General features: G+C 48.1%; 10 protein-coding genes and 5 pseudogenes. 9 read left to right on the plus strand and 6 right to left on the minus strand.

What is annotated here, in order from left to right; genetic code table 11:
* Nucleotides 1–346 precede the first annotated feature (346 nt).
* Together FLT43_RS29050 and FLT43_RS29055 are read left to right on the plus strand one after the other, a co-directional pair.
* Nucleotides 347–911: pseudogene (locus tag FLT43_RS29050) on the plus strand (TetR/AcrR family transcriptional regulator).
* Nucleotides 908–1,564: pseudogene (locus FLT43_RS29055) on the plus strand (HXXEE domain-containing protein). Before FLT43_RS29050 ends, FLT43_RS29055 begins: the two co-directional pseudogenes overlap by 4 nt.
* A gap of 89 nt (nt 1,565–1,653) precedes the next feature.
* Here the strand turns inward: FLT43_RS29055 and gltS are convergent.
* Both gltS and hutG read right to left on the minus strand, forming a co-directional pair.
* A complete protein-coding gene (gene gltS, locus FLT43_RS29060; protein WP_143797168.1) occupies nt 1,654–2,838 on the minus strand; it encodes a sodium/glutamate symporter in 1,185 nt (394 codons plus the stop codon).
* Nucleotides 2,822–3,815 (minus strand): annotated as a pseudogene (gene hutG, locus FLT43_RS29065) (formimidoylglutamase). The gene gltS and the pseudogene hutG overlap by 17 nt, the downstream one beginning before the upstream one ends.
* Nucleotides 3,816–3,942: 127 nt before the next feature.
* On the opposite strand from hutG, the gene FLT43_RS29070 reads away from it, so the two are divergent.
* Nucleotides 3,943–4,845 (plus strand): LysR family transcriptional regulator, encoded by a 903-nt coding sequence (locus tag FLT43_RS29070; protein WP_087443916.1) that lies wholly within the window; start codon nt 3,943–3,945, stop codon nt 4,843–4,845.
* A gap of 37 nt (nt 4,846–4,882) precedes the next feature.
* On the opposite strand, the gene FLT43_RS30685 is transcribed toward FLT43_RS29070, so the two are convergent.
* Both FLT43_RS30685 and FLT43_RS29075 read right to left on the minus strand, forming a co-directional pair.
* Nucleotides 4,883–5,149 (minus strand): helix-turn-helix domain-containing protein, encoded by a 267-nt coding sequence (locus FLT43_RS30685; protein WP_340162469.1) that lies wholly within the window; start codon nt 5,147–5,149, stop codon nt 4,883–4,885.
* Nucleotides 5,146–5,898 carry a PocR ligand-binding domain-containing protein gene (locus tag FLT43_RS29075; protein WP_340162470.1) on the minus strand — a complete coding sequence of 251 codons (753 nt, stop codon included), beginning with the start codon at nt 5,896–5,898 and terminating at the stop codon, nt 5,146–5,148. The genes FLT43_RS30685 and FLT43_RS29075 overlap by 4 nt, the downstream gene beginning before the upstream one ends.
* Before the next feature lie 206 nt (nt 5,899–6,104).
* Between FLT43_RS29075 and FLT43_RS29080 the strand changes: the two genes are divergently transcribed.
* The 5 genes and pseudogenes from FLT43_RS29080 to FLT43_RS29090 all read left to right on the plus strand — a co-directional run bounded on the left by FLT43_RS29080 (nt 6,105) and on the right by FLT43_RS29090 (nt 10,358).
* A complete protein-coding gene (locus FLT43_RS29080; protein ID WP_087443914.1) occupies nt 6,105–7,235 on the plus strand; it encodes a glycerol dehydrogenase in 1,131 nt (376 codons plus the stop codon).
* Between the two features lie 2 nt (nt 7,236–7,237).
* Nucleotides 7,238–7,402: a hypothetical protein gene (locus tag FLT43_RS30970; RefSeq protein ID WP_244951367.1), complete on the plus strand. Its 165-nt coding sequence runs from the start codon at nt 7,238–7,240 to the stop codon at nt 7,400–7,402.
* Nucleotides 7,374–7,562, plus strand: coding sequence for a dihydroxyacetone kinase subunit DhaK (locus FLT43_RS30975; protein ID WP_423250185.1), 189 nt, complete (start codon nt 7,374–7,376; stop codon nt 7,560–7,562). Before FLT43_RS30970 ends, FLT43_RS30975 begins: the two co-directional genes overlap by 29 nt.
* 58 nt (nt 7,563–7,620) lie before the next feature.
* Nucleotides 7,621–8,987 (plus strand): annotated as a pseudogene (locus FLT43_RS29085) (dihydroxyacetone kinase family protein).
* Nucleotides 8,988–9,938: 951 nt separating this feature from the next.
* Nucleotides 9,939–10,358 (plus strand): hypothetical protein, encoded by a 420-nt coding sequence (locus tag FLT43_RS29090; protein WP_115057784.1) that lies wholly within the window; start codon nt 9,939–9,941, stop codon nt 10,356–10,358.
* A gap of 233 nt (nt 10,359–10,591) precedes the next feature.
* Here the strand turns inward: FLT43_RS29090 and FLT43_RS29095 are convergent, their stop codons facing one another.
* On the minus strand, nt 10,592–10,864 hold the full coding sequence (locus tag FLT43_RS29095) for a hypothetical protein (protein ID WP_087443912.1): 273 nt from the start codon (nt 10,862–10,864) through the stop codon (nt 10,592–10,594).
* 151 nt (nt 10,865–11,015) lie between these two features.
* Between FLT43_RS29095 and FLT43_RS29100 the strand changes: the two genes are divergently transcribed.
* Nucleotides 11,016–11,234 (plus strand): helix-turn-helix domain-containing protein, encoded by a 219-nt coding sequence (locus FLT43_RS29100; RefSeq protein ID WP_172879231.1) that lies wholly within the window; start codon nt 11,016–11,018, stop codon nt 11,232–11,234.
* 970 nt (nt 11,235–12,204) lie between these two features.
* On the opposite strand, the pseudogene FLT43_RS29105 reads toward FLT43_RS29100, so the two are convergent.
* Nucleotides 12,205–13,202: pseudogene (locus tag FLT43_RS29105) on the minus strand (IS3 family transposase).
* Nucleotides 13,203–13,641: the final 439 nt, after the last annotated feature.

Genomic DNA, 13,641 nt, shown 5'->3' on the forward strand with positions numbered 1-13,641 from the left:
GGTGCAGACAAAAGTGAGACAAAGGCGAGACAATGGTGCAGACAAAAGTGAGACAAAGGTGCGGATCAAACGGTGGACAGAAGGTTTTTGTTATGGCTAGCGGATTGCTTTGTTCTGGAAAAGGTGCTACACTCGTTTTAAACGATGATTTAAACATCGTTTAAAAGGATTTCATTTTAAAAAGAATGTTCTCTTTCATTTTCAAGAGGTTGTTCTCTTTCATTTTTTAAGAGAATGTTTTCCTCCATTTTTAAGAGATATCTTCCTTCATTTCAGCTCGACCAAGACCAACGCAAATTGGGCAAGTGTAATGCTCTTACATCAATTCAGAATAAGGAGGGGTTCGATGACACCGCCAGACCAGAGTACTGATACGAAAGAGAAGATTTTGCAGACGACATTGGACGTCATCAAGCGGGAAGGATTCGACAGCGTGACGGTTCGCAAGATCGCGTCCCATTCCGGCACGAACATCGCGCTTGTCAATTACTATTTTGGTTCCAAGGATAAGCTGATCAACGAGGCGATCAAGGGCTTGCTGATCGGCTTTCGCGATACATTCGATGTGCTGGATGACGTATCTGTCCCGCCGAAGGAGCGATTGAAATTCTTTTTGGCCCGCTATGTTCAGGTCATTCAGCAATATCCGGAGCTGGTGCTTCATACGATAGCCGCCGGCTCGGCGATGTTCGCGTCCCAGCATGAGTATGGGGAATTTTTGCGGGCCACGGCCGGAATCGTTAGTGATAATGATTACGCAAATTTTTGGCGCCATTTTTCTCCCCGCATTAATGAAGCCGCTGCTTGAATCCGGGGCCGGGGTCAAGCAAGCTCCTATCGACAGGCAAATCGATTTTTTGTTTGAACGCTATTTTCCTGAACAGGGAGAAGCAAAGGAGCGAGGGGAATGAAATTTCTAAGAGATTATTGGCAGGATCTAGGTCTCGTTGTCGCCTTCTTCGTATGCATTGGCCTGCTGGCAAATGGAGATCGCACACCGGAAATCGAGATTATCTTATGGCTCAGCTTTGTGGCGATATTGGTGCATCAATTCGAAGAATATCGGTGGCCGGGTTATTTCGGAGGGCTGTTTAACGCCGTCATTTTTCGAAGCGAGCACCCGGAGCGCTACCCGTTGAATACGCAATCCGCCATGATCATCAACCTCGGCATCGCTTATCTGTTCTATCTTCTACCCGTCTTTGTACCGCATCTCATCTGGCTCGGGCTTGCCCCCGTTTTCATGGGCTTTTTCCAATTTATATGGCATGGCATCTTTGCTAACCTCAAGGCGAAAACAATATATAACCCCGGCTTGGGCGCCGTTCTGCTGCTTCATTTTCCGATCGGCGGCTGGTATATCTATCATATCTTGACTCACAATCTGGCAAGCGCGTGGATTGATTTTGGGCACGGTTTATTTTGTGATCGCCGTCTATCTTTCATCATCAAGGGGAATATGTGGCTGAAGAACGAACACTCGCCCTATGCGTTTACTCCGAAGCAGCTTGGCCCGTACAACTTGTCCGCAGAACGAAAAACGCAGCACGGGGATCGGGACTAGCCAACGTTCGCAGCGGATACTTGCATGACAAGGTCCGTCTTCTTCAGCCTTTTCCGTAATGAAGCGGCGTTGATGCTTGTGAGACTTTTTTACTTAAATAAGTTAAGCGTCGTAATAATGATTGGCATAGCGAACACATCAATCAGAAAGGCGCCGACAATAGGAACGATCAGGTACGCTTTGCGGGAAGGGCCGAAGCGCTCCGTGACCGCGGCCATATTGGCCATCGCATTGGGCGTGGCGCCCAGTCCGTGGCCCGTGAAGCCTGCGACCATTACGGCGGCGTCATAGTTTTTGCCGAGCAGCCGGAACAAAATGAAAATACCGAACAGGACGATAAATACGACCTGGACCAGCACGATGACGAGGATTGGAAGCGCCAGATCGGCTACCTCCCACAGCTTGATGCTCATGAGCGCCATGGACAGGAAGATGCCAAGCGTAACGTCGCTAATCAGGTTGATGCTTTTCATATCGATCGCTTGTGGCTTGAATTTATCCACGGTATTGCGGACGATGACGGCGACGAACATGGCCCCGACATAACCGGGCAGGACGAAGCCGGTGGCTGACGAGAACAGATCTCCCAAATATGTCCCTAACGCCATGCAGAAGGTAATGAGCAAGACTTGAATGAAGAAAGTATGAGTCGTAATCGGCTGTGCGTGTTCTTTTACGTCCACAGCATCCTCAATGGCTTCGGTTGGTTTCAGATTGTATTTGCCAAGCAGATACTTGACCGTCGGGCCGCCGACCAAGCCTCCGGCGATAAGACCGAACGTGGCCGCCGCAATCCCGATGGACAGTGCGGACGGGATGCCCATCTCTTCGATGGTTTGTCCAAATGCGGTTGCGGCTCCATGTCCGCCTTCCATAGACACCGCTCCGGCCATCATCCCGATCAGGGGGTGGATGCCGAACAGGGAAGCGAGGGAGACGCCGATGACATTTTGCGCCAGAGCGAGGAAGCCGCAGGCTAGCCAATAGATGACGAGCAGCTTGCCGCCCAGCTTGATGAGCTGGAAGCTGGCGCCCAAGCCTACCGTGGTGAAGAACGTGAGCATGAACAGGCTTTGGAGCGAGGTGTCTAATGTAATGGATAACAGGCCTGTCGTCTTCAGAATTGTAGCGATAATGGCGAACAAGAGACCTCCGACCACGGGGCCGGAATACAAAACCTTTGCAGCACGCCTGTCTTTTGACAATGAATGTCCGAGTACGAGCAGCGCGACGGCCAAAAATATCGTGTTCACTTGATTAAGTGCCAATGTCATCGTTGTCCCTCCCTAAAATGGCCATGATGGCTTCATTCGTCAAGTAAGCACCTAACTTTACGGTTCTGCCCTGTTCGTCTACGGCCGGATTCACTTCGCAAATATCAAAAGAAAGCGCTTTCGAATGTGATGCTGCCGCTCGGATAAGGCTGCGGACAATCATCGGATTCAATCCGAAAGGGGACGGGGCGCTGACTCCCGGCGCAAATGCCGCATTGATCACGTCGGTGCACAGGGTAAGCATCACATAATCGTGCTGGTCGATAAATTCGTGCAAGGCGGATGTAATCTCATCCATCAGTCCATCCTGCATCTCTTCTTCCAAAATATAGCCCGCGCCAAGCTCGTCCGCCTTGTCGAACAGCTCCTGGGTATTGCCGAAGCGCTGAATGCCGAGCACAAAATAATGGCTGTTGCGGTCCTGCTCCAATATTTGGCGGAACATCGTGCCCGAGGAAGGCTGCTGGTCATAGGCGCGCAAATCGAAATGAGCGTCAATGTTGATGATGCCCAGCGAAGCGTCTGCGCCGATATAGCGGCGGACCCCTAGATAATGCCCATACAGCGTCTCATGGCCTCCGCCTAATATAATCGGAGTAGCCGCTGCGGACAGGATGCGGTAGACCGCCTGGCCCAATGCTTCCTGGGCTTCTTCCAGCTGTTCGCCGCGGCAGCTTATATTGCCGGCGTCGGCAAGCCGATGGCCTTCCTCGGCTCTCCAAGGAATGCTTGCAAGCGCCCGCCGGATCGCATTCGGAGCTTGTGCCGCCCCGACTCGGCCCTGATTCCGCCGCACGCCTTCCTCGCATTCAAACCCGATAATGGCGCAAGTCTTGGCAGAGGCAGCAGAGGCAGTCTGCCATGTATCCAGATCGATCGGTTCCACGATTTGATGGTAGCGGAAGCTGCTTCTTCTCTGCATGATCCGTCCGTCCGGTCCACACATCAGATCCAACCTTGTTTTGCAATTTTCCCATCCTCTCTATGAGTTTCTGACCTGTATTCGGTTGTTTGTATTATTATAAGATGACATTCTTATAATTTAAAATATATAATATTAATAAATTAATAGCTTGGAGTTATAAATTAGAAAGGAAGATAGCGTTGGACATCAAGCAATTGTTTTATTTCGTGACGGTTGCCGATCAGTTGAGCTACTCCAAAGCGGCGCAAAAACTGCATATTTCCCAGCCTTCGTTAAGCAACGCCATTAAAAATCTGGAGCATGAGGTCGGTTCGCCCTTGCTGGAACGAAGCACCCGAAAAATAGAGATGACGGACGCCGGCAAAGTGCTGTATAACAAATCGCTTCAGCTCCTGTCCCATATGAACATTTTGAAAAAGGAGATGCAAGAGGTAAGGCTGACGGGAAGCGGGGAGCTTATCATCGGCATGATCGAGTCGGTGAGGCATTGGGTTCCGAAAGTCATTCGCGAATACCAGGGCCGGTTCCCTTCGATACGGATCAAGCTAATCGAGGTGTTGAGCCGGAAGGCGGTCATCGATTCCTTGCGGAAATATCATACCCATCTCATCATTACCAATCAGTGTATTGAGGAGGAGGACATCGAATCGCTTCCTTTATATAAGGAGAAATTGGTGCTCGTGCTGCACCGGGATCACCCTCTGTCCGTGAAGGAATCCATTACCTTTACAGAGCTGGCCGAGGAGCCTTTTATTATTAGCATGGAGGGGTTCCAGACGAGGGAGGATATTTTGGAAGCCTTCGCGCTTGAAGAAGCATCCCCGAACATCCAATTTGAAATTGAACGCTTTGAGACCGCTTTGACACTCGTCCGAGAAAATCTGGGGGTTGCCATCATCCCTGAAAATTATCTAGTTGAACCGAAGGATGCCTCCATGGTCCGGAAAATGATGGATTCGCCTGCGCTCGAACGAACGGTGTATCTAACGTATATGAAAAACCGCTATTTGGCTCCCGCGGTCCAGAGCTTCCTGGAAGACATTCAACGGTGCTTCGCCTCAGACCACAAAGCCAACGTCTGACGGACGTTGGCTGCGCCGCTCGCGATGGAGCAGATCTCTAGCGCTGGTAAATCTGCCGATAGCGGGCCGGCGTAATGCGCTCGAATTTTTTGAACGTTTTGATGAAATAGCTTGGTTCGCTGAACCCGAGATCGTTGCTGATCTGCGAGACGGACAGCTCCGTCGTCTCCAGCAGCTGCTTGGCCCATTCCATCTTCAGGCGGGGGATGAACACGGAGAAGTTCTCTCCGGTCTCCTTCGTAAAGATGCGGCTGAAATAGCTCGGACTGACATGACAGAGGACCGCCATATCGGCCAGCTTCACATTTTCGCTTTTATGACTATAAATATAATCGAATGCCGGCTGCAGAATCGGGTTGACGCTTCCGTTCTCTGCTGGGTCATGCTGTTGATGTGACTGTTGAGCAGCGTGTTTTCCAGTTCGCTTTTCATGGTCTGAATATTGCGGAACGCATGATCGGCCAACGAATCGATGATCGGGTTATTGCCGGTTAACGCTTGCCGGTACATGTCGATGGTCGCATTTTTATGAATCGCTTCCTCTACAATATAATTGCATAGATGATACAGCATCTCCGAGATCGTCACCACTTCGTCATACGACAGGACCGGCAGCGAATCGTAGTCCTGCTCCAGGGTGCGGAATTTGGCGTTGGCGACGGCATTGGAGGGACGCGTCACGATCTGCTCCAGGTCCATCGGGTTGTCGCGCAGCTTGACCTGACCGGCCATGATGGCGCCCATATATTGATTGTGAACGATAATCGGGATGGCAATATCGACAATATTGAAGTGGCAAAGGTAGATATAAGGCTTGTTCAGCCGCACCGCTTCCAGACCGCCCCGAGCGTCGCATTTTTGGCAGTAGGGCGACAAGGCTTCGTCCCGGCGTATCGCCTGGCAGAAGCTCTGGCAGTGACTGTGCTTCGTGACGGGCACGCCTTTATAATCGGTCGTGATGACGGCCATTTTCGTAACGAGAGAGAGCGAGTCCTGCAGCGTCTGCCATTTTTCCATATCAATGATGCTGTCCAAATGAAACCGCGAGGTCATAATCACTCATTCTCCTTCCGTACGCTCTTCCCTATTATAGCACATAATAATCGGATGACAGGACAAGATAATACTATTTTGAATAAGAGGATAAGAAAATACGATGAGAAAGCGCTTTATTTTGCAGGGATAGTTCCATGATCTTGTACCCGGCCGCAACTATAATGGAAGTGGAAGTTCACACAACACAGAGGAGGATTACGCAAATGAGAAAAGCGTTTATCAGTCCAGCCAAATATGTACAAGGTGAAAATGAACTCTTGAATCTCGGATATTTTATCAAAACCTTCGGAAAATCGGCTCTGCTGATTGCCCATGCCGATGATGTGCAGCGCGTCAAGCCGAAGCTTGAACATACGATGAAGACATATGGAGTGACGCTAGTTGAGAGCGGTTTCAACGGAGAGTGCTCCCGTCAGGAAGTGCAGCGGTTGAAGAAGCTTGCGGCGGAGCATAATTGTTCCTGCACGATCGGGCTGGGCGGAGGCAAGGCGATCGACACCTCCAAATGCGTCGCGGAAGGCGAAGCGCTCATTATCGTTCCGACGATCGCGGCGACGGATGCGCCGACAAGCCATTCCGCCGTGCTGTATACGCCGGAAGGAGAGTTCGACGATTATGCTTATTTCAAGCAAAGTCCGACGGTCGTCATGATCGATACGACGGTGATCGCGAATGCGCCGACGCGCTTCCTGGTCGCCGGGATGGGGGATGCGCTGTCGACGTATTTCGAAGCGAGAGCGACGTCGAATTCGTATTCGCGAGTCAATGCAGGGCTGCCATGCGGCGAGCAAGAGGGGGTAGGTCCGGCAGTCGGCACCCGTGCCGCGCTGGCTCTGGCCAAGCTGTGCTATGAGACTTTGCTGGAGGATGGAGCCAAGGCCAAAGCGGCCTGCGACGCGAATCTGGTGACGCCTGCGTTTGAAAATATTGTGGAAACGAATATCCTGCTGTCCGGCCTGGGCTTCGAAAGCGGCGGTCTCGCGGCGGCTCATGCGATCCACAATGGCTTGACGGCACTGGAGGGTACGCATCATTATTATCATGGGGAGAAAGTGGCCTTTACGACGCTGGTGCAATTGGTTCTGGAAAATGCGAGCACCGCGGAAATGAATGAGGTGCTGCAATTCTGCGTCAGCGTGGGCCTGCCGGTCTGTCTGGCTGATATCGGCGTGACGAGCGTGACGGATGAAGAGCTGCGGAACGTGGCGGCCAAAGCCTGCATCGCGGAAGAGTCGATTCATTCGATGCCATTCCCGGTTAATGAAGAGATGGTGGTGGCCGCGATTCGCGTCGCGGATCAGATTGGCCAGCAATTTAAGCAAAAGGGTGAATAATCGTGAAGAAGATTATCAATAAGCCGGAGACACTTGTCCGGGAAATGTGCAGCGGCCTGGTGCTTGCTCATCCGGAGCTGGAATTCATCAGCAAGTACAAGATCGTGAAGAAGAGAGCTGAACGGGGAAAAGGTCACCTTGATCAGCGGCGGAGGAAGCGGCCATGAGCCGGCGCATGCCGGCTTCGTCGGGCAAGGATGCTCGATGTGGCGGTGTGCGGCGATGTGTTCGCCTCCCGTCCCAGATTCAGGTCTATCAAGCGATCAAGGCTTCCGCCAGCAAAAGGGCACGCTGCTCATCATCAAAATTATAGCGGCGACATTATGAACTTCAAAATGCGGCCCATCTCGCGGAAGAAGACGGCATCAAGGTCGATTATGTGAAAGTGGACGACGACATCGCGGTGGAGGACAGTCTGTATACGGTCGGCCGCCGAGGCGTGGCCGGAACGGTGTTCGTGCATAAGATCGCCGGCGCTGCCGAAGCGGGCCTGGAATTGGCGGATGTGAAGGCTGTCGCCCAACACGCGATCGACCGGACGAGAAGCATCGGCTTCGCCCTCACGTCCTGCACCGTCCCGGCCAAAGGGACGCCGACCTTCGAGCTGGGCGAGGATGAAATCGAGTACGGCGTCGGCATTCACGGCGAGCCCGGCATTCGCAGGGAGAAGATGCAGTCGGCGGATGAGCTGGCGAAGAAAATGGTGGCGGATCTGTTCCGCGATATGAAGCTGGATGATGGCTCCGCTGATGAGCTTGCGGTGCTGGTGAACGGGTTCGGCGGCTCGCCGCTGCAGGAGTTGTATCTGCTCGCTAACGCGGTCGTGCGGGAAATCCGCAGTCGTGGAGTCTCCATTTTTAAGGTCTTCGTCGGCAACTATATGACGAGCATCGATATGGCCGGGGCTTCCGTGTCTTTGATGCGGCTGGATGAGCAGTTGAAGCCGTTTTTGGAGGCGGACTGCGATACGCCGGCGCTGCAGGTCAGCGGGCCGTTCGCGCCGCTGGCTGTCCAGGAGGAGGCAGCGGAGACGGCGGAGAAGCAAGCGGTGTCTTATCGCTGCGAGACGGATCCTGCCTATGCGAAGATTGAGGGGAATGTGTTCTCGCTGAACAACTTGATCTATCTTACCGACAAGATGAGCGAGATTATTATCGAGAATGAAGTGCCCTTCTGCGAGCTCGATTCGCATGCCGGGGACGGCGACTTCGGCATGAGCGTCGCGAAAGGCTTCAAGCAATTGAAGCGCGAATGGCATGAGATTCTGGCGCATCACGCCGGGAATATCGGCGAGTTCTTCCATGCTTGCTCCCTGGTCATTATGGAGCATTGCGGCGGCGCTTCCGGGCCGATCTGGGGCTCGGCGTTCCGGGCGGCCGGGAAATATGCCGGGGACCGCACCGAATTGACGGTCCCTGAATTCGCGGGGATGATGCAGGCGGTGGTCAAAGGGATTCAGGACACCGGCGAACGCTCCTTCGGCCGCGGTGCTGTCGTCGGCGACAAGACGCTGATCGACGCGCTGGCTCCGTTCGCGGACGCCTGGGAGCGGAGCGCCGTAGCGGGCGACGAGGTGAAGACGGCAGCGACCGCAGCGGCGGAAGCTGCCGTCAAGGCGCGAAGCATACGGAGACGATCGTCGCCCGTATGGGCCGGGCAGGCACGGTTGGCGAGCGCAGCCTCGGCTACCCGGACGCCGGCGCCTATGCGCTCGGCGTGATTTTCACGGAGTTGGCGCGGGTGATGGAGTAGCACTTGGCCCCTGCGGTTGCAGGGGCCAGGCTCAGGTGCAGGCGCTGCGGCAGATGCCAGTGGCAGGTGCACAGGTGGAGCGCTGCTGGACTTCTGAACTGCCGGGCTTCCGGAAGTGCCCGTCCGGGGACAAATGCTGCAAAACTACAGTAATTTACTCCTTTGGCAGGCGGATAAGGTCAAAAGCTGCGCTGGTGCAGCTTTTGACCTTTTGCCGTCAGGAGCAAAGTGGTGAAAATTCCTGTAGATTTGCAGGAATCATTTTCGGGTAGCTAGTTGTCTCGGAGAATACTGCAGTGGTGCAGCAATTTCTGAACTTTCGAGGATCAAAGTCGCATTAACAAGTGTCTTTTAAACAAATTTATGATTTATTTCTTTGATGTGCTGAAAACAAAACGGATGTTATAGATGACGGGATGAGTTAGTCTAAATGATTTCCAGCAAAACGCACGAAAATCTCCATTAAAGCTGGTGTTCGTATATTGTTAACTGAAAGCATCGGAGACACTTCGCTCTTCCTAAAGGTAGGGGAGGTGTCTCTTTTTCTATGTACGATGATATTTCCAACATTACACTCTGTAGGTATACTTAGGGGAGGAGCAAGCGTTGTGAGAGGGAATTTGGAAAGGTAGAGTGAAGTGGAGTTGGCGTTATGATCCTGCTCGTCGGATTATACGTATACGCGCCTCTTTGTAGGCTAAATTTAGAATACAGTAACGAGAGTTATGACAAATGATTTTTTGATTTATTCAGACACCAACTGGCAGAAAGTAGACATGAAATTAGTCAGGTTCTGAGCTTAAAAATGATATAATGAAAAAATAAAAGACAGATGATATAGTGTTTTCCACTCTAAAAGAAATGTGTGATTATAATTTATTTGAGCCTAATATGAGTCCTAATGAATTTTTTAGACAAAGTTGGATCATTGATGTCCATGAGGCAGACGAGATGACGCAGCGATTCGTTGTATTTCTCATCATAGATGCAATTGATACATACCTCGCTCGTCTACGGGACTCAGCCTTGGATGATGAGTTTAACCGAGCGTTACGATTAATGATTGTTATTGATGAGGCTAGAAAAGTACTTGGGTTTGGGCAACCTTCTCTGATTAATATAGTAAGGACAAGTAGATCAAAAGGCGGGGCGGTACTCTTTATAACGCAATCTCCAGATGACTTTGCTCAAGATGACGAGAATTATCTTGAAAATATTGGCTTACCAATTTGTTTTAGAACTAACGCCAGAAACTCCTCCTTAAAATCTGTTCTCGGCGGTTCGGTTGATCTTGCAGGACTTGGTAATGGTGTTTGTGTAACCAGATTACCAGAAAATCCTACACTGGTTAGAGTTCAAGCTTGGCAGTAATCCTCCTGATAGATCAATACTTTGTAATTAAGAGCGGTAGTACAGAATTCAATACTGAACTGCCGCTTTTTTGTGTTTATTTGGAAATGTTTCGATAGTATGTCCTCATCTTGTTTAAGGATTCAGTTTACTTAACTTTATATTTATTGTCCTGACAAGTGTTGTAGACGATCCAAGATAATAAAAAAAAGGACAAGGTAAACAAGCTAAAAAAGAAAAGGGCCGCAAGGCCCTTAATTCATTTGAATATGTAATTCATTAAAAAGATACAAGGCATCTTTAAATCCTTGTAAATATATTTTACTTTCCAAAACGATTTGTAATGAAATTTGGGCGTCTTCATAGAGAAATAGGGTGTGTTGAAGGTTATCTGGAAGCGAATCTCGAATTAGTTTTAGATACTTCTGACATTCAGAAGAAAGTTGTTCAAGGTCTGATTTTGAGTATAGCGTTTCTATACGATTGCGAATTAAAGGTTCAGCTAAGACTTCAAAGGATTCAGGCAATGACTTACCTCCTCTCTTTAACTCTATAAGATTATTATATACCTTCGTAGGGTTAATTGTAAAGAGAATTATTAACTTTATAAGGTGAAATGATGACTTCTAATTGAAAAAAATGATTTTCAGAGAGATAATATATTGAGCATGGGAGGGAATCTGTTTGATAAAGTGTAATATCAGAGTTTTAATGGCTGAGCACCGAATAGATGATATAACAGAGTTAATGACCAGATCTGGACTGAGTAGAAATTCAATTAACAAACTGTATAAAGAAATAAATATTGAGACAACAAAATTAGAAACATTATTTAAACTGTGCGATACATTTGGATGCAAACTATCAGATTTAATTGAATACACGCCTGATAATTAAAGAGTACTAAACGACGAGGGAATATTCGCAGAAGGACCCCACCGTACAATGCATCTACGCTGTGGTACATTCGCCCCTTGGTTGTCAGATGTATAAACAAAAAGAATATTCAGACAACACACGACCCAACCTAAGATAAGAGTTATCTAAGCCCGGGTCGCGTCTTTTTACATTGCTCTGGGGTTGATGGGGATTATGGAGTTAATGTTAATTACACTGATCAAAAACAATTAAACATGAATTGATTGAGAGATAGTTATCGTAAGAGAATAAGAAGACTTAAGGTATGCTTTTATATAAATGTTAGTTAATTGGTAACTATCTTTCTTCAATTTTGGTATGTGATGAGTAATTGGGAAATGATTAATATATAGAATCTCTGAAAGACCTATTGATAGCTATTCAATAAAGGCCCAACTTCAGCTAACATCATATCTACGTTGCGGACTGCACCCTTGGTTCGCAAGCCAGAGAAGTTGATTCAGCGAACAACCCTGCGAGGCTAAGTGCTTCGCACCCAGTCGCTGGCGTATCTTTAAGCCTCTCGGGCTCGTGAATATAGAAATGTCCTGCGAAATAATTCCGAAACGAAAGGTGATTGTTTTGAACGAAGTTGAAGTAACACTACAAGATGTTTTTGCAGAAGAGCTTGATTCGATTCTCGGCTGATATTATATCTATGATGAATTTATTAAGTACTGGCCAGGTGTCTATATTAACGATATAAAGTTTCAAAGTTACTCAGTATCAATTTCATCATTATATTCGATGATGCGTTTTTCTGGTTTTATAACTGAAGAAGACTTCAACGATTTTTCTTCATACCTTTCTGGGGAACCGGAAACATGCTTCAATGAACTACGATTACCTGAAAGCGGTGTAATGATCGCTAGCGTACAAATTAAAGAACCTATAATAAATATTAGATTTAACAATGAAATCTTATGAATCTTGGATTGTCAACAGTATATCAAACAGCTTTCTTAAGGGCTGATCTTCTGTAGTCAACAGGACTCATATAGCCTAAAGTTCCATGTATTCGGTGATTGTTATACCAATTTACGTAGTCGTACAGCTCTAACTCAAGATGCTGAAGGCTCTGGAAGTTCATCTGGAACTCAGTAAGTGTCTATCGATCAACTTGTTCTTGAATTCACTACCACGATCCTTGTGGAATAACTGAATTTGACGTAGAGGCAAAGGCATACCGACCAGGGGCATCCTTTGGCCTGCGCTAAAGCCAATGATCTCTCGATTAAAGAGGTCAACCAGTACACAAATGTACTGCCATCTGTTTTGACTTTGACATACGTCAGAACGCTTACAACGACGCGTTTCGCTTCAGTTTGCTGGAACTGACGGTTCAGTTCAATTGGCTGCTGCGACTGGTTACATGCCGCTTTGTGAGGTTTGTATTGAGTCACCGTGTACGTAGAAACAAGTCCCTGTTCCTTCATGGATGCGTCCAATTCGACGTCTAGATCGATAAGTCCGCGTTCATGAAGCTTGGCTTTGATCTTTCTTGTGCCATAGGCTTTCCGGTTCTTTTCGAAGATTTCAACGATAGGTTTTGTCATCTCGTCTTCATAGTGACGTTCTTTTTCTTCATAATAGTACGTGCTTCTAGAAATTTGCAGGACGTCGCATTGCTGATACCGAGTATTTGTCACGATTTCGTTTGATGACACTTACTTTCGTCCCATGATAAGCGCGGCTTGCTTTAAAATGTCGTTCTCCATTTTGAGTAGCTGATTTTCTTTTCGCGGAGCGATAAGTTCATTTTCTTCTGGCGAACGATTGTCCTTCTCTGAGAAGGGACCTGACAGATGAGCTTGTTTGATCCAGCGATCTAATGCAGATGCTGTTAGTTCTTATTCACTTACAATATCTGCTCTTGATTTTCCTTCTCGTATAACTGAACCATCTGTTTTTGAATTCATCTGTAAATGTACGTCTTTTCCTTGGCATAGTAGATCCGCTCCTTGGTCTGATGTGTTCATTCTACTAGCCCATATTTTTTCTGTCCAATTAAGTATAGCCGATCCAGACTAATAAAATTAAAGCAAAGGAAGAATTCCACAGTGCTTTTAGAAAATTATTATACTGAAAATTATAAAAGCTTTGATGAATGGTTTGAACTGATTAGAAAAGGGGAATTTGTATATCCACAGCTAAGGATACCTTACGAAGAGTGGCTTGAAGAATATATTGACAACATAAAGACAAAAACAATACACGAAGTAAAAGAACTTTTAAGATGCTTATTAGTTCCAATACATCGAAAATTGATGTTGAGGATTATAAACTGTATCGTACCTTGAAGGATTCTGACCCCTAAAATTGAAATGAAAATTATTATTAAGTATGGACTCAAATGAAATGTACAAAAGAATAGAAAATGGAAACG

This window comes from Paenibacillus thiaminolyticus (genome assembly GCF_007066085.1).
Classification (GTDB): domain Bacteria; phylum Bacillota; class Bacilli; order Paenibacillales; family Paenibacillaceae; genus Paenibacillus_B; species Paenibacillus_B thiaminolyticus.